This window comes from Paenibacillus guangzhouensis (assembly GCF_009363075.1).
Lineage (GTDB): Bacteria > Bacillota > Bacilli > Paenibacillales > Paenibacillaceae > Paenibacillus_K > Paenibacillus_K guangzhouensis.
The window spans coordinates 3,458,349-3,482,101 of the sequence record NZ_CP045293.1 but is presented as its reverse complement, the minus strand read 5'-3'; the positions used below and the strand labels follow the sequence as shown (position 1 = coordinate 3,482,101).

24 protein-coding genes are annotated in these 23,753 nt (G+C 47.2%); 14 read left to right on the top strand and 10 right to left on the bottom strand.

The genetic code is table 11. From position 1 onward, the window contains the following. Nucleotides 1-28: 28 nt before the first annotated feature. Both GCU39_RS15660 and GCU39_RS15655 read right to left on the bottom strand, forming a co-directional pair. On the bottom strand, nucleotides 29-712 hold the full coding sequence (locus GCU39_RS15660; protein ID WP_152394374.1) for a zinc metallopeptidase: 684 nt from the start codon (nucleotides 710-712) through the stop codon (nucleotides 29-31). A gap of 22 nt (nucleotides 713-734) precedes the next feature. Further along, complete coding sequence (locus GCU39_RS15655; protein ID WP_152397267.1) at nucleotides 735-1,160, bottom strand: MerR family transcriptional regulator; 426 nt, start codon at nucleotides 1,158-1,160, stop codon at nucleotides 735-737. Nucleotides 1,161-1,435: 275 nt separating this feature from the next. Between GCU39_RS15655 and GCU39_RS15650 the strand changes: the two genes are divergently transcribed. From GCU39_RS15650 to GCU39_RS15630, 5 genes are all read left to right on the top strand, one after another. Next, nucleotides 1,436-2,530: a DUF294 nucleotidyltransferase-like domain-containing protein gene (locus tag GCU39_RS15650; RefSeq protein WP_152394373.1), complete on the top strand. Its 1,095-nt coding sequence runs from the start codon at nucleotides 1,436-1,438 to the stop codon at nucleotides 2,528-2,530. Beyond that, nucleotides 2,527-3,270, top strand: a complete 744-nt coding sequence (locus GCU39_RS15645) for an exonuclease domain-containing protein (RefSeq protein WP_152394372.1) — start codon at nucleotides 2,527-2,529, stop codon at nucleotides 3,268-3,270. Before GCU39_RS15650 ends, GCU39_RS15645 begins: the two co-directional genes overlap by 4 nt. Before the next feature lie 268 nt (nucleotides 3,271-3,538). After that, on the top strand, nucleotides 3,539-4,033 hold the full coding sequence (locus GCU39_RS15640) for a cation:proton antiporter regulatory subunit (protein WP_152394371.1): 495 nt from the start codon (nucleotides 3,539-3,541) through the stop codon (nucleotides 4,031-4,033). 4 nt (nucleotides 4,034-4,037) lie between these two features. Further along, a complete protein-coding gene (locus GCU39_RS15635) occupies nucleotides 4,038-5,285 on the top strand; it encodes a cation:proton antiporter (protein ID WP_152394370.1) in 1,248 nt (415 codons plus the stop codon). A 63-nt stretch (nucleotides 5,286-5,348) separates the two neighbouring features. Beyond that, entirely contained in the window at nucleotides 5,349-5,693 is a 345-nt protein-coding gene (locus tag GCU39_RS15630) for a hypothetical protein (RefSeq protein ID WP_152394369.1), read from the top strand. 15 nt (nucleotides 5,694-5,708) lie between these two features. Here GCU39_RS15630 and GCU39_RS15625 read toward each other — a convergent pair whose 3' ends face one another. Then, the gene (locus GCU39_RS15625; RefSeq protein ID WP_152394368.1) at nucleotides 5,709-7,016 is read right to left on the bottom strand and encodes an MFS transporter; all 1,308 of its coding nucleotides are present in this window, start codon (nucleotides 7,014-7,016) and stop codon (nucleotides 5,709-5,711) included. Between the two features lie 206 nt (nucleotides 7,017-7,222). Here GCU39_RS15625 and GCU39_RS15620 point away from each other — a divergent pair, with 206 nt between their 5' ends. Then, on the top strand, nucleotides 7,223-7,774 hold the full coding sequence (locus GCU39_RS15620; RefSeq protein WP_152394367.1) for a TlpA family protein disulfide reductase: 552 nt from the start codon (nucleotides 7,223-7,225) through the stop codon (nucleotides 7,772-7,774). 73 nt (nucleotides 7,775-7,847) lie between these two features. Here GCU39_RS15620 and cimA read toward each other — a convergent pair whose 3' ends face one another. Continuing rightward, a complete protein-coding gene (gene cimA, locus GCU39_RS15615; RefSeq protein WP_152394366.1) occupies nucleotides 7,848-9,464 on the bottom strand; it encodes a citramalate synthase in 1,617 nt (538 codons plus the stop codon). A gap of 249 nt (nucleotides 9,465-9,713) precedes the next feature. On the opposite strand from cimA, the gene GCU39_RS15610 reads away from it, so the two are divergent. The 3 genes from GCU39_RS15610 to GCU39_RS15600 all read left to right on the top strand — a co-directional run bounded on the left by GCU39_RS15610 (nucleotide 9,714) and on the right by GCU39_RS15600 (nucleotide 12,861). Next, the gene (locus tag GCU39_RS15610; protein WP_265333547.1) at nucleotides 9,714-10,949 is read left to right on the top strand and encodes a DNA polymerase IV; all 1,236 of its coding nucleotides are present in this window, start codon (nucleotides 9,714-9,716) and stop codon (nucleotides 10,947-10,949) included. 119 nt (nucleotides 10,950-11,068) lie between these two features. Then, nucleotides 11,069-11,302, top strand: a complete 234-nt coding sequence (locus GCU39_RS15605; RefSeq protein ID WP_152394365.1) for a ferredoxin — start codon at nucleotides 11,069-11,071, stop codon at nucleotides 11,300-11,302. 152 nt (nucleotides 11,303-11,454) lie between these two features. After that, the gene (locus GCU39_RS15600; protein WP_152394364.1) at nucleotides 11,455-12,861 is read left to right on the top strand and encodes a L,D-transpeptidase; all 1,407 of its coding nucleotides are present in this window, start codon (nucleotides 11,455-11,457) and stop codon (nucleotides 12,859-12,861) included. Nucleotides 12,862-12,872: 11 nt separating this feature from the next. Here the strand turns inward: GCU39_RS15600 and GCU39_RS32305 are convergent, their stop codons facing one another. Next, a complete protein-coding gene (locus tag GCU39_RS32305; RefSeq protein ID WP_018755790.1) occupies nucleotides 12,873-13,007 on the bottom strand; it encodes a hypothetical protein in 135 nt (44 codons plus the stop codon). 181 nt (nucleotides 13,008-13,188) lie between these two features. On the opposite strand from GCU39_RS32305, the gene GCU39_RS15595 reads away from it, so the two are divergent. From GCU39_RS15595 to GCU39_RS15580, 4 genes are read left to right on the top strand one after another with little or no spacing between them, the layout of a single operon-like run. Further along, nucleotides 13,189-14,286, top strand: a complete 1,098-nt coding sequence (locus GCU39_RS15595; protein ID WP_152394363.1) for a quinone-dependent dihydroorotate dehydrogenase — start codon at nucleotides 13,189-13,191, stop codon at nucleotides 14,284-14,286. A 34-nt stretch (nucleotides 14,287-14,320) separates the two neighbouring features. Then, nucleotides 14,321-15,139, top strand: a complete 819-nt coding sequence (locus tag GCU39_RS15590) for a GTP diphosphokinase (protein ID WP_152394362.1) — start codon at nucleotides 14,321-14,323, stop codon at nucleotides 15,137-15,139. Further along, nucleotides 15,136-15,543 (top strand): DUF309 domain-containing protein, encoded by a 408-nt coding sequence (locus GCU39_RS15585; protein WP_152394361.1) that lies wholly within the window; start codon nucleotides 15,136-15,138, stop codon nucleotides 15,541-15,543. The genes GCU39_RS15590 and GCU39_RS15585 overlap by 4 nt, the downstream gene beginning before the upstream one ends. Next, the gene (locus GCU39_RS15580; RefSeq protein WP_152394360.1) at nucleotides 15,540-16,211 is read left to right on the top strand and encodes an alpha/beta hydrolase family protein; all 672 of its coding nucleotides are present in this window, start codon (nucleotides 15,540-15,542) and stop codon (nucleotides 16,209-16,211) included. The genes GCU39_RS15585 and GCU39_RS15580 overlap by 4 nt, the downstream gene beginning before the upstream one ends. 56 nt (nucleotides 16,212-16,267) lie before the next feature. On the opposite strand, the gene opp4C is transcribed toward GCU39_RS15580, so the two are convergent. The 5 genes from opp4C to GCU39_RS15555 are packed head-to-tail and all read right to left on the bottom strand — an operon-like array spanning nucleotide 16,268 to nucleotide 21,962. Then, complete coding sequence (gene opp4C, locus GCU39_RS15575) at nucleotides 16,268-17,143, bottom strand: oligopeptide ABC transporter permease (RefSeq protein WP_152394359.1); 876 nt, start codon at nucleotides 17,141-17,143, stop codon at nucleotides 16,268-16,270. 10 nt (nucleotides 17,144-17,153) lie between these two features. After that, nucleotides 17,154-18,116, bottom strand: coding sequence for an oligopeptide ABC transporter permease (opp4B, locus tag GCU39_RS15570; protein ID WP_152394358.1), 963 nt, complete (start codon nucleotides 18,114-18,116; stop codon nucleotides 17,154-17,156). Nucleotides 18,117-18,128: 12 nt separating this feature from the next. After that, nucleotides 18,129-19,919 carry an oligopeptide ABC transporter substrate-binding protein gene (opp4A, locus tag GCU39_RS15565; protein ID WP_152394357.1) on the bottom strand — a complete coding sequence of 597 codons (1,791 nt, stop codon included), beginning with the start codon at nucleotides 19,917-19,919 and terminating at the stop codon, nucleotides 18,129-18,131. 31 nt (nucleotides 19,920-19,950) lie between these two features. Next, on the bottom strand, nucleotides 19,951-20,943 hold the full coding sequence (locus tag GCU39_RS15560; RefSeq protein ID WP_152394356.1) for an ABC transporter ATP-binding protein: 993 nt from the start codon (nucleotides 20,941-20,943) through the stop codon (nucleotides 19,951-19,953). Beyond that, complete coding sequence (locus tag GCU39_RS15555) at nucleotides 20,940-21,962, bottom strand: ABC transporter ATP-binding protein (RefSeq protein ID WP_152394355.1); 1,023 nt, start codon at nucleotides 21,960-21,962, stop codon at nucleotides 20,940-20,942. The genes GCU39_RS15560 and GCU39_RS15555 overlap by 4 nt, the downstream gene beginning before the upstream one ends. Nucleotides 21,963-22,268: 306 nt before the next feature. Here GCU39_RS15555 and GCU39_RS15550 point away from each other — a divergent pair, with 306 nt between their 5' ends. Then, nucleotides 22,269-23,750 carry an RsmF rRNA methyltransferase first C-terminal domain-containing protein gene (locus GCU39_RS15550; RefSeq protein WP_152394354.1) on the top strand — a complete coding sequence of 494 codons (1,482 nt, stop codon included), beginning with the start codon at nucleotides 22,269-22,271 and terminating at the stop codon, nucleotides 23,748-23,750. Nucleotides 23,751-23,753: the final 3 nt, after the last annotated feature.

The following is a 23,753-nucleotide window of genomic DNA, read 5'->3' as shown; positions in this document are numbered from 1 at the left end:
GTCCAGTATAGGACGAAGTTTCTTGGTATTAGTCGCGGTTGTTCACGAATATTAAGATGTAACGCAGAAGCTCTAGGAGTGATAGAAGTGCAGCAGCGACATAAGTAAGTGCAGCAGCGTTCAATACTTTGGCAACGCCTCGTTCTTCATCATTGGTAATGAAGCCTTCAGAGATCATAATATCACGGGCTCGGTTACTTGCGTTAAACTCTACAGGCAGTGTGACCACTTGGAAAGCTACGGCAGCAGAGAAGAAAATAATCCCGAGACCGACAAGGTTCATGAAGTCGAATAAGAAGCCGGCAAGCAGCAAGAATGGTGCAATACCCGATGCGAAATTCACGAATGGGAACATCCGGTGGCGAAGCACCAGCATCGAATACGATTGTTGGTGTTGGATCGCATGGCCTACTTCGTGACAGGCAACGGATACGGCCGAGATCGAATTCTCATAGTAGACCGGCTCGGAGAGGCGGACGACGCGAGCGATCGGATCGTAATGGTCCGTCAATGCGCCGCGAACAGGTTCGATCGGCACGTCATGCAGCCCGTTGGCATCCAGCATACGTCTTGCAGCTTCATAACCTGTAAGTCCGCTCTGTGTCTGGACTTCAGACCACTTGTTGAATGTTCCTTTGACCCGGAATTGTGCCCATATTGTTAAAATAAAGGCTAGCAAGATCGGAATGTACATAAAGGTTGATAATGTCATTGTTATAGCCCTCCTATTGTCATTACATAATTGAATTTTTGCTGAGCAGCAGCAGTAACGCTTCAATGACTGCGGCGCTTTGCGGTGTCAGGTTCTTGAACAGATTCTTCGCTTGTCGCGGCTTCAGTTGTTCAATGACTGGACTTAGCTCCTTCACCTCGCGTTCTAATTGCGCCATATGCATCTGGAGTGAAGTTAGCCGCTGTGATACTTCTTCTTCGCGCGTCACTTTGCTCCATTCGTTCAAGCTTTGTTTGATCTCGTCAAGCGTATACTTCTCTTGCTTCATCTGATTAATACGCTGTAATCGAATTAAGGTTTCATCGTTATAGAGACGATAGTTGCTGCTAGAGCGTTGCTCAGGTTCGATTAAGCCAAGCTTCGTATAGTAGTCGATCGTACGCAGGCTTACATTTGCTGCTCTTGCTAGTTCGCTGATGCGATACATTTTGATTGTGTCCAATGTTAGGCACCTCGCTTTTTCAGATTGCTATATAATAATCATACTAAACATCAAAGTATACAGTCAAACGTTATGGTTTGATGCGCTTACAATGGAAAACGAGGTGATGAAACTTGACATGTGTGAGAGCTGTTTGTTATGCATACACATATTTTAACAGAAATATGCTTGTTCATCTTCATGTTGTTCGATATAATTCAGCTAAAGTATCTTTTTCGTGTTATGAAATATGACGTCAGATTCTGGTTGGGGGTAGATGGATGGAGCAAATGAGAGATGCGATAGAAGCATTGCGGGCATCAACATCAATTCACACGTTACGCCTGGTTCGTGATCAATGGCAGACATCTTGGAGCCAAACGATGAATTCAAGTGAAGTGCTCGACTGGAATGAACAGTTGAATCGATGGCATGATGCGCTCATGGCGCAAACGGTACGGCAATGCGAAGAACTGCTCGTTCAAGAAGGATGGGGATCTCCTCCTGCTCGTTACGCGTTTGTATTATTCGGGAGTGGTGGAAGAAGCGAACAAGCCCAATGGAGCGACCAGGATCATGGCATGATTCTCGAGGATGCTGCGGATCGTACGGTGTTCGAATATTTCGCGCATCTCTCGGACGTCATCGTAGAGCATTTGCGAATGCTCGGCTTCCCAAGGTGCAAGGGGCAAGTGCTGACGAGCAATGCGTTATGGCGTAAGACGATGAAGCAATGGGAAGAACAGCTCAGCCTATGGCTAGGCGAGTTGACTTGGGAGCATGTCCGCTATTTGCTGATTGCCTCGGATATGCGTCCGGTATATGGCGATTTTGACTTAGCGTCTGAATGGCGTTCTTTATATACCCAGCTGGTCAGAAATACGGATGGCATTGCAGAAGCGATGCTTCGTAACACACTGTATTATAAAGTGTCGATGAATTCGTTCGGTCAGATTATTCGGGAACGGTTCGGAGAATTCGCTGGCGGGTTAAATCTGAAGTATGGGGCGTACATTCCACTCGTCAACGGCATCCGTTACCTTGCAATGACAACGGGGCTGAAGGGAGATGAAGATACACTGCATGCATTACAGACGCCTAACACGTGGCAACGACTCCTCTATTTGAAGCAGAGCGGGTTCAAGGATACTGAACTTCTTGGTTCATGCGAGCAGGCTTTTCGCTCGGTGTTAGCAAGGCGGGCTATGATTCCATTTGTCTTGGAGAATAACGAATATGTGAGCCACGGCTATTTGGATGAATCGGATTTAACGCGAGATGTCGTTAGATCATTGAAGAAGGAGCTGCAGGTTGTCCAGCATTTACAGCGGTATTTGAATCGACAAATCCGAACGCAGATGAGGAATGAACGATGAAGGATCGGGGATCAACGGAGGGCAGCTGGTGGAGTGCGCTAAAAAGAGGGGAAATTTCCTCAGCTTTTTCTTCTATTATAGGTGTGCCTCATGCGAAGGCGGAACAAATCGCATTTATGCGCAACACGTTAAAAGAGCAGCGTAAACCGAATGTATTGCACGTTCCACTGGAAGAGTTATCAGTTGTTGTATTCGATCTGGAGACGACGGGTTTTTTGCCGGATCATGGCGATGAGATTATGTCGATTGGTGCCATACGGGTCAAAGGCGAGACGATCATTTCCGATGCGTCGTTCTATGAGTTGGTTCAAGTGAATCAGACCGTCCCGCCTGAAATTGAACAGTTAACGGGACTCACGAATACAATGCTGCAGGAGGGGCTGCCTCTGGCCACCGCGCTCCAACGATTCATGCAATTTGTCGGATCTGATATCTTGATCGCTCATGCCAGTGGTCATGACAAAGCCTTCATCGTCGCTGCCTTCTGGAAAATATGGCGTGCTCGTTGGTCCCATCGGTTAGTGGATACGATGCTGGTCGCTAAATGGTTGGAAAAGGAGAAGCGAAATTATACGCTGGATGAATTGCTCGTCATGAATCAAATCGAGGTGACAACACGGCACCATGCATTAGAAGATGCCCGAATGACCGCATCATTATGGTCACAGTACGTGGGGAAAATGCGAGAGCGTCATGTCACGACGTTATCGGAGTTGTATGCGTACTTAAGCTCTTCCTAAATCGATGATGTAAGACGAATACACCCCTGATCGGGGTGTATTTTTGTATGCATGAGAATATCCAAAATGTAGAGAATAAGGATTGTTCGTACAAGCGGAGGCGTTGTGAGGGATGGGCTGAAGGCGCTAAACGATCACCGATGATGATATTTTTCTCCTAGCTTGTACATGGAAATCTATTCATTCTGAGCATCTTGCTGGGGATTAGGGGTAGTTTTATGATATAATATTACTGTTGTATAAAATTTTTAGCTTGGAGGTAATGTGAATGAAGCAAATCAGAGATTGCGATCTTCCAGGGATCGGGCACAAATATGTGATCGAAACCCGCAGCGAAGATAAGCTTGTCATCATCATTCATGATGACGGGAGGAGGGAACTGTATCACTTCGACCATGAGGATCCAGATGACAGCATCTCCATGATCACACTGGATGATGATGAGGCAAGACAAATTGCTGGAATCGTCGGAGGGTTGGCATATAAGCCGAAGGCGCTGGAGAAAATTGAGGTTGCGCTTGATGAGCTTATTATTGAATGGTACAAAATTGAGCCGCATGCCGTCTGTGTCGGGAAGACGATTGGGGAGATTAACGTACGCCATCAATCCGGTGCGACAATCATCGCGATGCTCGGCAAAGACAATGAACGGATTATTAATCCAGGACCTGATAGTGTGCTGAAAGCCCACTCAACGCTAGTCGTAGCAGGGGAGCGCCAACAAATTATGAATTTGAAACAAATCTTAATGAACGGAGAGTGATGGGATGGAGCATGTTGTTTTAGAGCTCGGCCTAGCTGTTGCGCTCATTGCGCTTGCTGGTTTGTTATCTACAAAACTCAGGTTCTCGGTCATTCCTTTCTATATTCTTGTAGGAATGGCTGTAGGACCTCACGCACCTAAGTTTGGTAATTTTGATTTTCGGTTTATTCATAGCGCCGAATTAATCGAGCTGCTTGGAAGATTAGGCGTACTGTTCTTATTGTTCTATCTGGGTCTTGAGTTCTCGGTAGGACGTTTGATTAAGGCGGGGAAATCCATTGCGATCGGCGGAACGATCTATATTGTCATTAACTTTACGCTCGGTCTTCTTTTTGGATTCGGTGCGGGATTGCCGCTGCAAGAGGTATTAATTATCGCCGGAATTACGAGTATTTCTTCCAGCGCGATTGTAGCCAAGGTATTGGTTGATTTGAAGCGTACAGCGAATGCAGAGACTGAGATGATTCTAGGAATCATTATGTTCGAGGATATTTTCCTTGCCGTCTATATTTCGGTTCTATCGGGTCTTGTGCTTAGCGGTGCGAGCTCCATCGGCGGTGTATTGTTATCTGCGGCGATTGCGCTCGGATATATGCTGTTATTTATCGTCGTCGGACGCAAAGCTTTGCCTTTACTCAATAAACTATTCAATATTCGCTCGAACGAATTGTTCTTGCTCGCCGTATTCGCCCTTCTATTCATTGTGGCAGGGTTCTCGGAGACGATCCACGTAGCTGAAGCTATCGGAGCACTGCTCGTCGGGTTGGTGCTTGCAGAGACGGAGCATATGAAGCGAATTGAGCATTTGATTTTGCCGTTCCGTGATTTTTTCGGGGCATTATTCTTTTTCAGTTTCGGATTAACGATTGATCCGTTCTCACTGGGTGGCGCAGTCTGGTTATCCCTCGGAGCCGTCGTTATTACGTTAATTGGGAACTACGTGGCAGGGATGCTCGCAGGTCGAAGCGCAGGATTATCACCCAAAGCATCGTCGAACATCGGTCTTACGATCGTATCGCGCGGAGAATTCTCGATTATTATCGCAAACTTGGGGAAAGCAGGGGGATTGCTTCCGATTTTGCAGCCGTTCTCGGCATTGTATGTGTTAATCTTAGCGATCTTAGGACCGCTCTTAACGAAAGAATCGAAGCATGTCTACAATTTCTTGAATCGCATCTTCAAGTTGGATCGCAATTATAAGAAGCAGCTTGCAGCGAAGACTGAAGTGAAGAGGGTAGAAGATCCCTCATAGGAGCTTCATAAATCGAAGTCGTATTGTAATCGGCGATCATTTTAGCGGAGAGGAGGAACAAAAATGAAGCATAAGAGCAAAAAAATCACACTCACCTGTTGGATGAGCATGATTTTGCTGTTGTCTATTTTTATTCCTATCGCGTTCGTTGAAAATGCCAGTGCGCCGATTGGTTCAAATGAATTACTGCTTAAAGGCTCGCAGAAAGACGGGTTTATGACGGCCAAACGCAGCATTAAGCTGCAATTGCTCGCGATCCCTCAGCTGCCTGAGTTGAAGGCCGACTTCACAAAGTTTCAGCAGAATATTCGCTCCATGATGCTTGAAGTGTTCGTAACCTCTTGTTTCATGCTGCTGCTCAGACGAAGACTGCTAAGGTCGATCAAGTATACCTCGAATTACCTATGACTAGGCTGTATCGTATTATTTGACCGTTGCATCGGGCTTAATGAGGAAGAAGCTAAGCCCAAGACCAATCAGCGACAAGGCAGACACGGTAATGAAGATCGTTGCATGTGAGATGCCCATCATCCAGCCGAATAATGGCGGACCGAACGCTACCCCTAGAAATCGCAAACTATTGTAGAGTGAGGTTATCATGCCTCGTTCACCCTTCTCAACGGACCCTGTAATCATAGTATTCAGACAAGGCAATAACAACCCCGTTCCAATGCTGCTGAGCGTAAGCAGCCCAATAAATACATATATATTTTTGTTGAAAAAAATGGCCAGGGCGAGCGATGCCGTCATCACAATAAGGCCAATATTGACGAACCAACGGATAAGAACCCCGCTTTTTTTGATTACACTACCCGAAATGTACGAAGTCGTCACCATGCCAAGAAGTGGAATGGCAAGGACAAGACCTTTCACAACCCCATCGATCTGATACGGTTTTTTCTCCAGAATATTGGACAGATAGAACAAGATTCCGAACAGAATAAATAAGGCGAGTGAGCCGACAAAAAAAGATGTAATGAGCCAACGGCCTTTCTTTTTCAAGATCGATCCGATTTTATGCAAATAGGGTTTTAGTGGCAATGGTTCACTTTTTCTTTTGGGTTCCTTGATGAGAAAAATAACCATCACGAGTGATATGCCGCAGAAAATCGGAAATGCGAAAAAAGCTGCATACCAAACAATTAAAGCAAGAAGCGATCCGAGGATCGGACTTACAACTTTCCCTGCGCCATTCGATGCTTCAATTAATCCGAGCGCTTTGCTCTCCTCCCCGTCTTTAAATAAATCCCCGACCAGTGCCATCGCAATAGGAGCCGTACCGGCTGCGCTTATCCCTTGAATCGCACGTGCGATTATCAGCCACGAATAGGAGCCCCATGCTGCAGCAAATCCAGCAAGAATGCCCGCACCGCCATAAACAATTAGCGCAGGAATCATAATGGCTTTTCGTGAGAAACGATCTGATAAATAACCAACGAGCGGGATAATAAGCGCTGCGGCGATGGAAAAAATAGAAATCACCAGACTGCTCTGAAATTGCGAAATATGCAGTTGGGACTGAAGCTGCGGCAGAATCGGCACAAGCATGGAATTTCCAAGCACCAGAACGAGTGGAATACTGGCTAAAGCGATATATTTCCACACGCTCCCTTTTGCATTTTGGGAAGGGTCTGTTTTGGTTCCGGATGAACCATGCTGATTCGAACTTGATTCAATTTCGCTCTCGAATGAGATGGAAAGAAGCTTTTTGGACTTGGTTTTGGTGGCCATTCTTCCCAACCTTTCTGAAAATTCATTAGTGTTCGGTTCGGGTGATTTGGATGTCATGTGCCATTATTGTTACCGGGTCCACGGTGTCGCATGCAAAAAAAGATTGGTAAGGTTTGAAAATATGAGGAAAAAGAGGGTACAATAGATGGTAAAGATTTTGTACGCAATGAATCTAAATCTGAATCCACAAGAAGGGTAAATGACGGATGAGAAAGAATTTATGGCTATTGGTTGTTATTGTGCTGTTAGTGACCATTGCATTGTATCAGAATGATAACAAAAAAGATCGTCCCGTGAATGGGAAAACTTCGGCTACGTCGACAGAAGTGGCTCCCATGTTGAATAAATTGGCTCCTGCTTTTGAACTCGAAGCATTGGATGGGAAAACGTATTCAGTCGGCGGCAAACGAGATAAAGTAACGATGATTAATTTCTGGGCATCCTGGTGCGAGCCGTGCCAAGAGGAAGCGCCTGACTTAAAGCGGTTAGCTGAGCAATATAAGGAGAAGCTGGATCTCTATTCGGTGAACGTAACGTCGACAGATACGGTTGAGAATGCTAAGGTATTCGTTGCACAATATCAGCTCACGAATCCAATCTTGATGGACATGAAGGGTGATCAATTCAAGCTCTACAAAGGAATTGCGTTCCCGACGAATATTCTCATCGATCGAGACGGCGTTATCCGGGATATTACACTCGGTGTCGTACCTGCCAAAACGTTGGAGGAAAAGATACAGAATGTCATCGCGGATTGACGATGTGTCATATAGACCAAAAAACCCTCGAGCTCGAAGTGAGATTGAGGGTTTCGTATTGTATTGCAACAGATTAGTGGTTCACGAGACCATAGCGCTGCGGTTCGGGAACCGGTATACCTTCCACCTTCGTCTGTCCAAGCAAGGCATAACGTATACTGTCAACAAGCGCCTCCCAGCTGGCTTCGATAATATTGCCGGAGACACCAACGGTATTCCAGCGGTTATTAAAGTCAGTGGATTCGATCAATACGCGTACTTTCGCGGACGTCGCATCCTGGTCGTCCATTACCCGAACTTTATAGTCTGACAAATGCATATCTTTGAGCGTAGGGAAATGTTGAAGTAAGGCTTTGCGCAATGCATTATCAAGCGCATTCACCGGACCATTGCCTTCTGCGACCGTATAAATGCTCTCATCATCAATTCGGATCTTGACGATGGCTTCCGATGCAACCGGATGGTCGGCCGTTTTCTCCACGGTCATTTTGAAGGATTCAAGTGTGAACAGCTCTGTCATCTCGCCATTCGCTTGCCGGAGCAATAATTCAAGGGAGGCATCCGCGCCTTCGAAGGAATAACCTTGGTGTTCCAAGTCTTTGATCTTGTTCATGACATCCTTCGTCGTTGGGTTATTCGAATCCAGCTCGATGCCAAGTTCTTGCGCCCGTGACATGATATTACTCTGTCCTGCGAGCTCGGAGACGAGGACACGCTGCTTGTTCCCGACAGATTCAGGGACAATATGCTCGTATGTGCGTGAATCGCGTAGAATTGCCGAGACGTGAATGCCGCCTTTGTGTGCGAAGGCAGCGTTACCGACATAGGCTTGATTCACAGGCATATGCACGTTGGCAATTTCGCTGACATAACGTGCGACATTCGTTAATTGACTCATTTGCTCTTCTGGAATGCAATTGTACCCCATTTTCAGCTGGAGATTAGGAATGATGGAGCAGAGGTTAGCATTGCCGCAGCGTTCTCCATAGCCATTGATTGTACCTTGTACTTGTCTAGCGCCTGCCTGCACAGCGGCAAGGGAGTTCGCGACGGCTAATTCACAATCATTATGGGTGTGGATACTAAGCTTAGCTGTCAGCTCCTTCGAGATGAGACTTACGATATCGAACACTTCGGTTGGCAACGTGCCGCCATTGGTGTCGCACATCGTAACCCAATCTGCTCCAGCCTCTTGCGCGCGTTTGAGAACAGCAACAGCATATTCAGGGTTATTCTTATATCCATCGAAGAAATGTTCCGCATCAAAAATAACTTCTAGATGATTGCGCTTCAGGAATGCGATGGAATCGTAGATCATCGCGAGATTCTCTTCGAGCGTCGTCTGTAGTGCCGTATGCACATGGAAATCCCATGACTTCCCGACTAAAGTTGCCGCTTTCACGCCAGATTCTACAATGCGATTCAAGTTGGCATCCTGCTCGACCAGCGAGTCTTTCCGTCTTGTGCTGCCGAAGGCCGTGAGCTTCGCTCGTAAATTCAAATTCACTGCACGTTTGAAAAATTCAATGTCTTTGCCGTTACTGCCCGGATTACCGCCTTCAATATAATGAACACCAAAGGTGTCGAGTCTTTTTGCGATTTTGAGCTTGTCATCAGCGGAGAGGCTGATCCCTTCGCCTTGCGTACCATCTCGCAGTGTCGTATCGAAGATTGAAATTGCCGTTGACATGAGAGGGCCTCCTTTAGGAAAGTATTGATATCATTCTAGAAAGTATAATTTCTAATTATAACATACGCTATTGGTAGAAAGTAGATGGAAAATTCAATATTTTTCTACTTCCGTGAACTTGACCCTCCTTGAAATGGCAGGGTATGCTGAATTGAGATGGATGAAGCTTACAGAAATTAGGTGAGACCATTGAGATCGAATACAGAGCAATTTTATCCTGAAAAAGGGCGCGTCATTCTTCATGTCGATATGAATGCCTTCTACTGTTCTGTGCATGCGGCGGAGGAGCCTCATTTGTATGCAGATCGGCCGACAGCCGTTGCTGGAAGTATCGAGCTGCGCAAAGGAATCATTGTGACTTGCTCCTATGCAGCCCGCAAACTCGGGATTCGAACGGGGATGCAAGTGCGCCAGGGGCTCAAGATTTGTCCTTCATTAATTATTATTCAGCCAGACTTTCATTTATATCGTCGATATTCGAATGCGTTCATGAAACTCACGAGTGAATATACGCCGCTTGTCGAAGCGATGTCGATTGACGAATGTTATATGGATATCACCGGATCGAAGCAATTTGGCACACCGTTAGAGATTGCGGAAGAGCTGCAGCGGCGAATTAAAGATCAATTATCGCTTCCTTGTTCTATTGGTATTGGACCGAATAAACTGCTCGCCAAGATGGCCTCAGATATGAAGAAACCGAATGGCATTACCGTTCTGAGACGTCGTGACATGCCTAAAGTACTCTGGCAGGAGCCTTGCAACAGTTTATTCGGCGTCGGCGAGAAGACGGCACAGAAGCTGAAAAAGCTGCAGATTTATACGGTTGGGCAGCTGGCTCAGGCGGATGAGAGGAAGCTGCTGGATGCATTTGGCGTCGTCGGTACGTGGCTGAAGCAAGCTGCAAATGGGATCGATGAATCCCCCGTGAATCCGGATCGGGAGCAGAGCAAATCCATCGGTCATACGACGACGCTGCCAAATGATATCGCGAGCCGCAATGAAGCGCATCGCGTGCTCTTGAATTTGTCGGATCAGGTGGGACGGCGAATGCGCAGACAGCAGCTGATGGCGAAGACAATCCAGATTACGATCCGCACGCCGGATATGAAGACGATCACTAGGTCCTCGACACGTGATATTCCGACCGATACAGCGGATGAAATTTATCGTGACGCTTGTGCGCTGTTCGATCGTCACTGGCCAGCTTACATGCCTGTCCGACTGCTCGGCGTAGCGCTGCAGAATCTCGTTCCCAAGTCAGAGACAGCAATCCAACTCGATCTGTTCGATTATGAGAAGCAGCCCAAGAAGGATCAACTTAATGTGGCGATGGATAAACTAAGAGATAAGTTTGGCGAGAATGCGGTATTGACCGCTGGTATGTTGACGGATGATCCCTCAGCTTTGATCCGAAATCATCGAATTCGCGGCACCTCTTTGCAGATGGATTTCAGGCGGCAGGAGAATAATGAGCAAGAATGAATAGAATAGGCAGCTTGGTTAGAAAATAATGACAAACTGTTTGAAATTAGCTCGTTTTTGTATTATATTGATTGGTGAGGGTAATGAAGATTGGACCTATAACAGGAGGGAAATTGGCCGTGGCAAAATTCACTTGGGTTGAAAAAGATACTTGTATCGCCTGTGGCGCGTGCGGTGCAACAGCACCAGATATTTATGATTATGATGATGAAGGTATCGCAGAAGTTATTTTTGATGGGGACAACAATACGGGAACAACTGAAATCCCAGAGGATCTATACGATGATCTTCAAGATGCAGCAGACGGTTGCCCAACAGATTCTATCAAAATTGCGGACACACCATTTAACTAATCCGTATTCGTTATCATAGAATCCAACTTACACATGAGACTCCAGTCCTTTTGGGCTGGAGTTTTTTCGTTCTGAAGATATTTGCAGCGGTGCAAGGATTGAGGTGAAATACCGATATATAAGGTAGGGAATCCAGAGGAAGGGGAGACATCATGAAAGATATTCTTTTTCTGAAAAGATACGTAGAGTCCCATCCCGACAACCGCATGGCATGGTACCTGTTAGGTAAGGAGTATGAGGCAACGGGGCAGACAGGCAAAGCGAATTATTGCTTCAATCAGGCAGGGGATGTCTATGAGGCATTTGAACATACACAAATTCCAGCAAAGTGGCTGTTAGAGGCCGCTGAGAAAGAACGACAGCTTATTGAGAAGCAACGCAAACGGATCACAAGACGCAGATGGACCCTGATTGCGCTCATGTTATTACTGATATGCGGGATCTCCGGTGCACCGGGGGCAGATCCAACGGACCTACAGCTCGCGTTAGAAGTCAACCAACCACAGAAGCCTTCAGAGCAGCCTATGATCTACATTGTGGGAGAGAAAGACGGGGCTGACGGGGCATGGCAGCAATCGATTGCTTCCCATATGATCCAGGGCAATCCGGGCCAGCAAGCGGTTGTTCTCGAGCTGGAGCAGCGAGGCTCTTGGCTGTTATGGTCCCATCAACCGCAATTGTTGGGGGAATTGAAGCAGCAAGAAAAAAGTGTCACTTCATCCAGTGAGCGTACATATGATGTGCAAGTCTTCGATCCTGCCGTGTGTGATTGCACCCCTGATATTCCGCGTGCGACACGCTCTTATATTGCCAAATGGGCTGTTCAAATGGAAGAGATTCAATCGTTACGGTCTGGGGTGATCGGGTATCAGAAGCAGAACGGCAAGCAGCCAGCCCAAATGACGGATCTAACCGATTCCTATCCGCGCAACGTGATGGCTGGCCAGACACCGAATATGCGAAATTTATTCGAGCCTTTGCGTAAGAGTCAGGTCATTCGAGGACAAGGGAAACTTCGAACGGAGACGGTGAAGGAGAAGCAGGCAATCGATCGCGAGAATCCAACGCTTACCGTCAATATGTCACCCGCCTCCGCCGACATGATCTTCCAAGAGCCATATAAGATCGTCATCGATAAGCAGAATCATCGGCTTGCCGTCGTATCGGGACGTGTCATCTGGCGAAGCTATGAGGTCGGGCTTGGCGGGGATCAGACACCGGAAGGCAATTTCGAAATTAGCGAGAAGGTCAAGAATCCCAATGGGAAGTCGAATGGTGAATTTGGCAGCCGCGGGATGACGTTATCGGATACGCTCTATGCGATTCATGGTACGAACGAGCCGTCGAGTATCGGCAAAGACGAATCCCATGGTTGTATTCGGATGCGTCAAGCGGATGTGGAGGAATTGTTCGATCTGGTCCCTTTAGGGACAAAAGTGATCATTAAAAAGGGAATTCTACCTGATGATCTTGTTAAAGCGCAGCAACCCTTTAAGGTTAGACCGCAGCAAGGCCAGAATCAGACGAATCCCCATAAAGTCTATAAATGGTTAGATTAAATTGCAGAAATCTATTGAATTAGGATCAGAACAGCTACAATGACAACAAGAATAACGAAAATAGCACCTGTCCAAATGATGGCTTTCTTATTAACCTCTTCCTTCGGCTTATGCGTCATCGTCGGGGGTTTTCTTTTTGTAGACATTGTGGTTCAACCTCTCTTTATCAATAAAGTAATAGATATAAGCCTATTGTAATCGTTTTCCTGCCGAATATCTAGGGTTTCGTGCTTTTGAAGGGCGAACAGACTTTCCTTTTTTGACGGAAACGGATAAAATATTTGTAGGACAATGGAACGACGTATAGATGAGAACGGAGTGGACAACTTGCTTTATTCAAAAATTGTAAAGCCGTACTTATTCAGGATGGATGCGGAGAAAGCTCATCACTTCACTATAGGCGGACTAGAGATGGGGAATAAGGTTCCCGGAGCTTTAGCGATCATGCGGGGAATGTACGGTGTGCAAGAAACGGCAGATCTCGCTGTGGATTTATTCGGAATTCATTTCCCGAATCCGATTGGTCTAGCGGCAGGACTAGATAAGAACGGCGCAGCAATTGCAGGATTTTCTTCGATCGGATTTGGGTTTATGGAAGTCGGAACCGTAACCCCGAAGGGACAGGCGGGCAACGACCAACCGCGGTTGTTCCGTTTGCCAGTGGATGAGGCGTTAATCAATCGAATGGGCTTCAATAATGAAGGTGCGCGAGCGATGAAGGCACGGTTCGCATCCCTCAAATCACGGAGAATCCCTGTTGCCGTCAATATTGGTAAGAATAAAGTAACACCGAACGAGAATGCAGCAGAGGACTACCAATCATTAATCCGTGACTTGTATACGGAAGCGGACTTCTTTGTCGTGAACATTAGTTCACCGAATACGCCGGATCTGCGTAATTTGCAGCATGGGAACGAGCTGAAGGAACTGCTTCAGGCTGTGACGGAAGAGCGGGATCGGCAAGCAGCGAAGACTGCGAGTGAGCCAAAATCGGTACTCGTCAAAATTGCGCCTGACGTCAATGACGCAGAGCTCGAGTATATGATCGCTACGATCGCTGAGAGCGGTGTTGCGGGCATTATTGCTACGAATACAACCCTCTCTAGGGAAGGTCTTGAGCATGCGAATAAGAAGGAAACGGGAGGCCTAAGCGGTAAGCCGCTGCGCGACCGATCGACGGAGATTATCCGCCGCATATACAGCCAGACGGAAGGCAGACTGCCAATCATTGGTTCGGGTGGCATATTCACGAGCCAAGATGCGTACGATAAAATTCGCGCTGGTGCAAGCTTGGTAGAGATTTATACAGCTTTGATTTATAAAGGACCAGGCATTAATCGCGAATTACATCAAGGATTAAGGGAATTGTTAAGAAGAGACGGATATGCCCATATTTCCGAAGCAGTGGGTGCGGACCATCGTTAACTAGGGCGGAATATTGAGTACAGGAGGCGTTCTGATGGACGGAAGAGATTGGGGAAAGTTTTTACTACCATATGAACAAGCCGTGGAAGAATTAAAAGTCAAATTCAAGACGATGCGTGCAGAATTGAAGAAACGTGAAGAGTATGCACCAATAGAGTTCGTGACCGGTCGTGTGAAGAAAATTTCCAGCATTCTCGATAAAGCGAAACGACTTAATGTAGCAATGGAAAATATCGATACGGGGATTGAGGATATCGCAGGCATACGGATTATGTGTCAGTTCGTAGATGATATTCGTCGTGTCGCTGAATATATTCGTGAACGGAAAGATTTAAGTGTGATCTATGAGAAAGACTATATTACGAATTACAAAGAGAGCGGCTATCGCAGCTTCCATATGATCATTGAGTATCCCGTTCAGACGGCGCTTGGACAGAAGCGAGTGCTAGCGGAGATTCAAATTCGAACGCTCGCGATGAATTTCTGGGCGACGATTGAACACTCGCTGAACTATAAATATCGTGAGAGCTTGCCGGGTGAGATGCGTGTTCGGTTGAAGAAGGCAGCCGAAGCCGCGTTTGTGCTCGATAACGAGATGTCCAGTATCCGTCAGGAGATTCTGGATGCACAGATTAGCTTCGAAGAGAAGTCTAATATTACGACCAAAATATTAAGCTACATCTCGGAGCTGTACTTCCATCATCATATCCGTGAAGCGATCTCGTTCCAGCAGCAATTCAATGAGCTCTGGATGAACGAGGATGAGGAAGGCATCAAAGAGCTCTATAAGCGTGTGGAAGATACGTTCGTGCGCGTGAAGAAGAAACCGGATGATATTGTTGACGAAATATGATGTATGACCCTTTGTACATTCAATTCTTAATCCATTTCAACTGGAATAGAGATTATTATGAATGTCATGAAGTCATGGAGGAGCTCTGGTTAGAAGAGGGTCGACACCCACTCTGCCAAGGCTTGCTCCAAATTGCCGTGGGTTTGTATCATTTCGAGAATGGGAATGTACAAGGTTCTCGCAAATTGTTCACGGCTGGGATTGAGAAATTAGTGCCTTATCCAGAACAAATTCTTGGCATTCATCTGGGTCGTCTGGTTCGTGAAGCAAGGCAATATGTTTTACAATTGGAGTGCTGGGAACAGGCTCCTTTTCCTTTTTACCATTTAACAATTCAGATCGAGGATGCTGAGTTGCTAGAGGTTATGACAGAAGTTCAGAGCATGATGGAGGAATTCAAGTGAATACGAAGATATGGTTGTTTCCGGGGCTAAATATGAAGGTTGAGACCTTTGGTCAGCTCCAGCGCTTTCTAGAGCAGCAGGGCTATGCTACGGCGTGTGTAGCGATCTTTCCACCCCTTGGACAAGAACAAATGGATTATGAAGCAGAAGCGGCTGAGGATGAAGAATGGATTTGTATTGGGCATGGCGCTGGCTGCTTAGAGGCGATACGTATGGCCTTGCAGTATAAATCGCGTGTGAAGGGGCTCGTGACCATCTCGCCGAATCTGCAGCCTTATTCGCTCATACAGATGTCCATGCTGAAGATCTTGGCGCGGAAGGATATGAAGATTAATGGCGGATTATCTCCATTTGAACGGAGTTCCAAAGAGGAACTGACACCTTACTTTGATACATTTGCTGTGCAGCCATCGAAGATGCTCGAGCTTGAGGCATTTCGTAAGACATTGAAAAATCAAATTCAAGAGGTTAGCCAACCGTGGCTTGTCTTACATGGGGATAAAGAGCTGCCTGCGATTATGAAAAGCTTGCAATACGTGAAGCGCCAGGTTCCACACGTCTTATCGTATCAAATGCCGCATTGCGGGCATTATTTGCCGCTGGAGGATCCGAAAGGATTAGATAAGCAAATTCGTGCTTTTCTAAATCAGATTGTAGTAACGGCATAATTGAACAAGAAAAAGCACTAGCGAGGAAGGGAATCTTCCAGCTAGTGCTTTCGTGTTTAGGAGGGCTTCTTCGTATTGAATGCGTCTTTCAAGCCTTCGCCGAGGAAATTAATGGCGAGAATCGTAGCCGTGATGAGAATGCCGGAAGGAAGCCAGACCCACCATTGGTTTTTGATGACGTCTGGTGAAATGGCGTCTGACATCATATTGCCCCAGCTAGGAATATTCGCAGGAACGCCAAATCCTAGGTAGCTAAGTCCTGTCTCAACTGTAATCATACCGGCCAGGATTAAGATGGCTTGGACGATAATGGTCGTAATGACGTTCGGCAACAAATGTTTAATGATGACGGTAGAAGGCTTGCAGCCAATCGATATGGCAGCTAAGACATACTCATTCTCTTTCTCGGCAAGAATTTTGCTTCGCACAAGTCTTGCTGCGCCTCCCCAAGCAAGGAAACTGACGACGAGAATGAAGACGGATATTCCCGTGTCTGGGAAGATCGCTTTTAATACAATAACGAATACGAGGAAAGGGAATGTAAGAACGAGGTCTGTGAAGCGCATGAGCAGGCTGTCTACACGACCTCCGAAATAACCAGCAATCGAGCCGACAAGCGTCCCTAGGAACGTTACGATGATACTAATCGAGAAGCAGATCCATAAGGTAATTCGGCCGCCATAGAGCAGACGTGCGACAATGTCGCGGCCGCCTTTATCCGTCCCCAGCCAATGTTCAGTTGACGGTGCCTTGTTAATGAACCGAATGTTGATTTTGACAGGATCCCACGCCGTTAACCACGGCGCTATAATACAGAGAACCGTTACGATCGACAAGAAGATCAGACAAGCAATGGCAAGCCTGTTCCTGCGGAATTCGGCGAATGCGAGCCGCCACGGTGAAGTGCTTCGCTGTTGTTGTACGGGTAGCATTAGACGCCTCCTAACTTAACCTGATGCGCGGGTCAACGACACCGTACAAGAGGTCAGCGATTAGATTTCCTAGCAAGGTCATGAGGGCAAGCAGGAGCGTTACGGCCATAACGACGGAATAATCACGGTTCGATATGGAGCTTACGAACAAACTGCCCATCCCAGGATAGACGAAGATCGTCTCGACAACGACTGCGCCACTCAGCAACCCTGCAATATCGAATCCGAAGAAGGTTACGATCGGAATGAGGGAATTTCTTAATATGTGTCGATTATAAATTGCGGAAGTACTCGTTCCTTTGGCCATTGCCGTTCGGACATAATCTTTCCGCGTGCTATCGATAATATCATTGCGCAGGAATTGCGTATATGCTGCGGTGTTGAAGAGGCCTAACACCAGTGCGGGTAAGATGGTGTGCTTTAACTTGCTGAGTACGTACATCAAGCTGCTATCTACCCCAACACTAACGGAACCGCTGATCGGCACCCATCCCAGCTTAATTGCAAAGACATAAATTGCAATGATCGAAGCGACGAACGAAGGGATGGCATACGCGACATAGTTCGCTGAGATAATAGAACGATCTCCGATTGTATTCGGATATCGGCCAGCATAGATGCCCATCATAAATGAACAGGTGTATGTGACGACCAAGGATACGACAGCTAGCAATAGCGTATTCGGCAACCGCTGCGCGATCATCTCGGAGACTGGAAGCTTATGGATGAAGGACTGGCCAAAGTCACCTTTGGCTAGTCCTTGGACCCAATTCCAATATTGCACGGGAATTGGGTCGTTGAATCCTAACTTCTCACGCATTTCTGCGAGATACTCAGGCGTCGCATTCGTAGGGTCAATCTGTCCTGTGAGCGCGTCGCCCGGCATCATTTTAGCAAGACCAAACACAATGATTGAGATGATGATCAGGAGCGGGATCATACCTAAGATCCTGCGGATTGAGTAAGTTAGCATGGTCGTTCACTCCTATTTTCCGTCTGTCACCCACCATAAGTGTGCATCCAATAAGTTGCTGCTTGTGAAAGAGTTCAGATGAACGCCCTTCAGACGATTGTTTATTGCAGCAACGTCTTGCGGCGCAGATAGGAAGATCATTGGTACTTCTTCATTTACAATTTTTTGCCACTGATAATAGATTTGTTTCCGTTGCTCTGGATCGAATGCTTTCTCGCCAATACCTTCTGCGATCAGCTTATCCGATTCCGCGTTCACCCAACGAGGGAAGTTCCATGCATCTTTTTCCGTCCATAGTCCCGATGGATCCGGGTCACTTGCAAGTCCCCATGCACCCATAAAGGTCTCAACGGATGGATCGTCATTTTGGATCGAGTCATAGAACAGGTTGAATTCTTTGAGAGCGCCACCGTTCAGCTTCGCATTCAGACCTACATCTTTCCACATTTGAAGAATGTATTGTGCACGTGGTTCCGCAATCTCGGAACCTTGCATGGCGTCGAAATTAATAGTAAATTTCTTACCCTTTGGATCTTCGCGGAAGCCGTCGCCATCCACATCTTTGTATCCAGCTTCATCGAGCAATTGCTTCGCTTTGTCTGGATTATATGCGTATTTGGTAATTTGATCGTCCGGAATCTTCGCCCAGCTCACGGTTGGCATCGGTGCGTAGATAGGCGTACCTAAGCCATTGGAGAAAGCATCGATCATGCCAGGTACATCAATCGCATAGTACATCGCTTGACGAAGACGTTTGTCTGCGAATTTTGGTTTATCCATGACAACTTTTTCTTGTTTCTTATCCCAATGTCCAAGGCTGAAGCCGATATAGCTGTAGGATAGGGAATCATTTTTGGTGAGTGTTATATTCTTAAGCTTCTCAGCTTCTTTGTATTGCGAATTAGGCAGCGACATATAGTCGATTTCGCCTTTTTCCAGTAAAGATGTTGCGAGTTTATCATCAATCACCTTGTAAATGATCGTGTCGAGGTACGGTTTACCTTGCCAGTAATCATCGAAACGCTCGAGTTCAACGAATTCACCCGGTTGAATTTTTTTCACTTTGAATGGTCCAAGACCGATCGGTTTCTTACGAACTTGGTCACTGGAATCCATCTTGGCTACAGGAACGCCTTCGTAATACTTCTTGTTCATTGGCGAGCTCCATAGGTTATCGAGTGTATTGACAGCTGCTTTATTTACTGTAATTTCAATATTGTACGGATCAATGACTTTGATCCCAGAAATCTCTTTTGCTTTGCCTTCATGGTATTCTTTTACCCCTTGGATCATCTCGACGTTCGAGTAACGCGGGCCTGTATAATCTTTGTGTGCGATCACTTCCAGTGCGAATTTCCAGTCCTCGACGGTTAATTCGTCGCCATTATGCCACTTGACGCCTTGCTTGATCGTAAACTTAAATGTTTTGTGATCTGGAGATTCTGTCCAGCTCGCAATGTTAGGATAATTTTTCAGGTCATCACCTGTCTTAAATAAACTGTCATCTAGGACGCTTATGATCAAGCCGTCATCTTGCCCTTGCCAGAAGGCTGACTCCAGAAGCCCTTTGAAAGGCTGGCCATAACCGTATGTAACTTTACCGCCTGGTTTGGGTTGATCATTTGTTGCCTCTGTCGTCGGTTCCGTCTTCGTCTCTGTCTTATTCTCCGTTGTTGCGTCCTTCCCTTGCTCGGTTGTGTTCTCTGTCTTCTTTTCAGTCGTTGCTTCTTTCGTGCTGCCGCAAGCAGCGAGTAACGAAATGACGAGGAATGTGCAGAGCATGAGTGTTAGAAATTTCTTCATCGTATAACGCCTCCTTCGAATAAATAATTGTTTATGTCGTGTATAAATGACAGGCGACCTGGTGGCCAGGTGCAGCCTGGTGTAACTGAGGGCGAACTTCACGGCAGATGGTTGTCGCATGCACGCAGCGCGGATGGAATGCGCAGCCGGTTGGCGGATTGGCCGGACTAGGCACATCGCCTTGCAATACGATGCGTTCCTTACGCTTCAGTGGATCTGGAACAGGGATCGCAGAGATTAAAGCCTGGGTATAAGGATGAAGAGGCGAACGATACAGGCTGTCTGTAGCCGCAATCTCGACAAGACTGCCCAAATACATCACGCCGATGCGGTTACTGATATGCTTCACGACACTAAGGTCATGGGCAATAAATAAATACGTTAATCGGAATTCATCCTGCAAATCCTGCAGCAAATTCAGGACTTGGGATTGGACGGATACATCCAAGGCCGAGACAGGTTCATCGGCAACGATGAGCTTGGGCTTGAGCGCGAGTGAACGTGCAATGCCGATACGCTGCCTTTGCCCTCCGGAGAATTCATGCGGGTATTTGTAATAGGCTTCAGCAGATAACCCGACACGTTCAAGCAGCTGAATGGTTTGCTCTGTGAGTGACTTTTCTGGGGTGCGGTTATAGTTCCGAATCGGTTCACTCACGATATGTCCAACCATCATCTTCGGATTGAGGGAAGCGAAGGGGTCTTGGAAGACCATCTGCATATTTTGGCGGAGTTGTCTAAGCTTCTCCCCGCGGATCGAGGTGACGTCTTGACCTTCGAAGCGAATCGATCCAGCGGTTGGATCCGTTAGCCGCAGAATGGTGCGTCCTGCCGTCGATTTACCGCAGCCGGATTCGCCGACAAGGCCGACGGTCTCGCCCGATTGAAGCGTTAGGCTCAAGTCCTCAACAGCTTTTACACTGCCGATTTGTCTGCGAAAAATGCCGCCAAGAATGGGATAATGCTTCTTCAAATTCGTAATTTCAAGTAGGGGCGCCCCGCTTGATTGCTTCGATTGACTCATGATTTCACCTCCTGTGCCGAATGTCGTGCGGATGCATCATGGTACAGCAAGCAACGAACCGTATGGCCGTCCGTGTGCGGGAGCAGTTCCGGTGTTACCGTGCGGCAGTGGTCCATGACAGATGGGCAGCGGTCGGCGAAGCGACAGCCGACACGCGGCATATTCCGGAGCGATGGAACGATCCCTTGGATGGATTCTAAGCGATGTTTGGTTTCCTCCATTCGTGGAATCGATTGCAAAAGTAGGCGCAAGTAAGGATGCTTCGGATCATGGAAGATTGCAGCAACCGGGGCTTGCTCTACAATCTGTCCGCCGTACATGACAATCACTTCATCCGCCATCTCCGCGACGACGCCAAGATCGTGCGTGATGAACAGGATGGACATATCGCTGTGCTGCTTAATATCTTTGAGAAGCTCAAGAATTTGAGCTTGAATGGTGACATCGAGTGCTGTCGTCGGTTCGTCTGCGATCAGGAGCTTGGGATTGCAGGCAATGGCCATCGCAATCATGACGCGTTGACGCATCCCGCCGGACAATTGATGCGGATATTCATCCACAATGCGGTCAGCCCGCGAGATACCAACTTGCTTAAGAAGTTCGATAACACGTGCGCGAGACTCTTTTTTGTTCATTGTTGTGTGGTTAAGAAGGACCTCCTGCAGCTGTGACCCGATCGTGAAAACAGGATTAAGCGCGGTCATCGGTTCTTGGAAGATCATGCTGATCTCTTTGCCGCGAATCTTGTTCATCTCTTCCATGGATAGCTTCGTAAGATCACGTCCATTGAATTGGACACGTCCTTCTGTGACGGTACCAATGCCTTTCGGCAGCAGATCCATGATGGATAGAGAAAGCACGCTCTTCCCACAGCCGGATTCGCCTACAATGCAAATAATTTTGCCGGCGTGAAGTTTCAGAGAGACGTTATCAACTGCATGATACATCTTTCCTTGAATACGAAATCCAGCATGCAAATGCTCGACCTCAAGCAAGGGTGTTGGAGTGGGTTCGCTCATAAGTCACCTCATTTTGATATGGAACAGCATGGTTTCGATTGGTTGGTATACAGTTTTGAAGGTTAAATCCGCTAGAATGGTGTATAATCTTGAAGTATGTGCTCTTGATGAGAGGTATTCCGGTGAGTTTTCTTAGCTGTGAATGCTAATAGAGGCAAATCGACATGTAGAGTAGAAATTTTTGGAATTTAACGCGGTGAAACGTCACATGATTGTAAATAATTAGGTGAAGTTTACAGTTAGTTTATATTAACATGTTCTGAACCGTCAATAGGGTAGATTACTTCATGATAGGAATGATACAGAATGGGAATAACGTTGCCGCTCGCATTCAGGACGAAGATGGAGCGACTGTTGGGCGAGGAATATGAGGCATTTATGGCCTCTTACGATGCGCCAAGATTTTATGGGGTTCGTGTGAACACACTAAAAATAGCCGTTGGTCAATTTAAGGAGTTGTCGCCCTTCGCGCTTCGGGCTATTCCATGGGCGACGGAAGGATTCTATGTGGAGGAAGACGCACGTCCAGGCAAGCACCCTTACTACCATGCAGGACTCTATTATATTCAAGAGCCAAGCGCGATGGCACCTGTCGAATTGCTAGAGGTTGAAGCGCATGACCGCGTGCTTGATCTATGTGCAGCGCCAGGTGGCAAATCGACGCAGATTGCGGCCAAGCTTGCCGGGACAGGCCTGCTCGTGACGAATGACAACAACGCGGATCGGACGAAAGCTCTCGCCAAAAACATGGAGCTGTATGGTGTGCGGAATGCCGTCGTACTGAATGCGCTGCCGGAGGAGATCGCACGTACGTTCGAACATGCCTTTGATAAAATATTGATCGATGCGCCTTGTTCAGGGGAAGGGATGTTCCGCAAGGATGAGGATATGGCAAAGCAATGGGAGAAGCATTCCGTTGAGGCTTGTGTGCTGATGCAGCGCGATATCCTGCGAACAGCAGCTTCGCTCCTCGCGCCAGGCGGGCGTATCGTCTACTCGACATGCACCTTCTCTCCTGAAGAAAATGAAGCGATGATCGCAGAGTTTCTGGAGCTTCACCCTGATTTCCGCGTCGCGCCAATCACGGCCAGCAGCGGCTTCGCGTCCGGACAAGGGGAATGGATTCGACCATTGACCGATGTATCGGGGAAAGCGTTCGACGAAGAGACGATTCAAGCCGTGAACGGTACCGGAAGACTATGGCCGCACCTTATCGAGGGGGAAGGTCATTTCCTAGCGGTGCTGCAGCATGATGGATCTGAACTATCCCAAAGTGAAATAAAGGATACGCCTGCCAAGAAAGATAAGCGAAGCAAGTCGCCTGAACCAAAAACAAAACTAACTGCCGATGAACAGGAACTCGTGCAGCAATTCTTACGAGACCATTTGAACGTTCAATTGCAAGGCGAGCTTGTACGTTACGGACAACATGTCTATTTATCGCCTGTTGAACAGCATCGTTTGACTGGATTGAAGGTCGTCAGACCGGGATTTTTCATCGGGACGTTGAAGAAAAACCGATTCGAGCCGTCGCATCCGCTGGCTACCGCGCTGCATACGCATGAGGCGGTGAGACGGATCAATCTGGATTCAAGCTCCGATGAAGCGGTTCGTTATTTGCGTGGAGAGACGTTGTCGATCGCGGAAGAGCGAGTGCAGCGAGCACATGATCAGGTTGCGCCAAAGGGATATATACTCATCTGTGTTGACGGGTATTCCGTTGGATGGGGCAAATGGATCGACGGCATGTTAAAGAATGAATACCCGGCAGGGTGGAGGTGGACTTAGAGC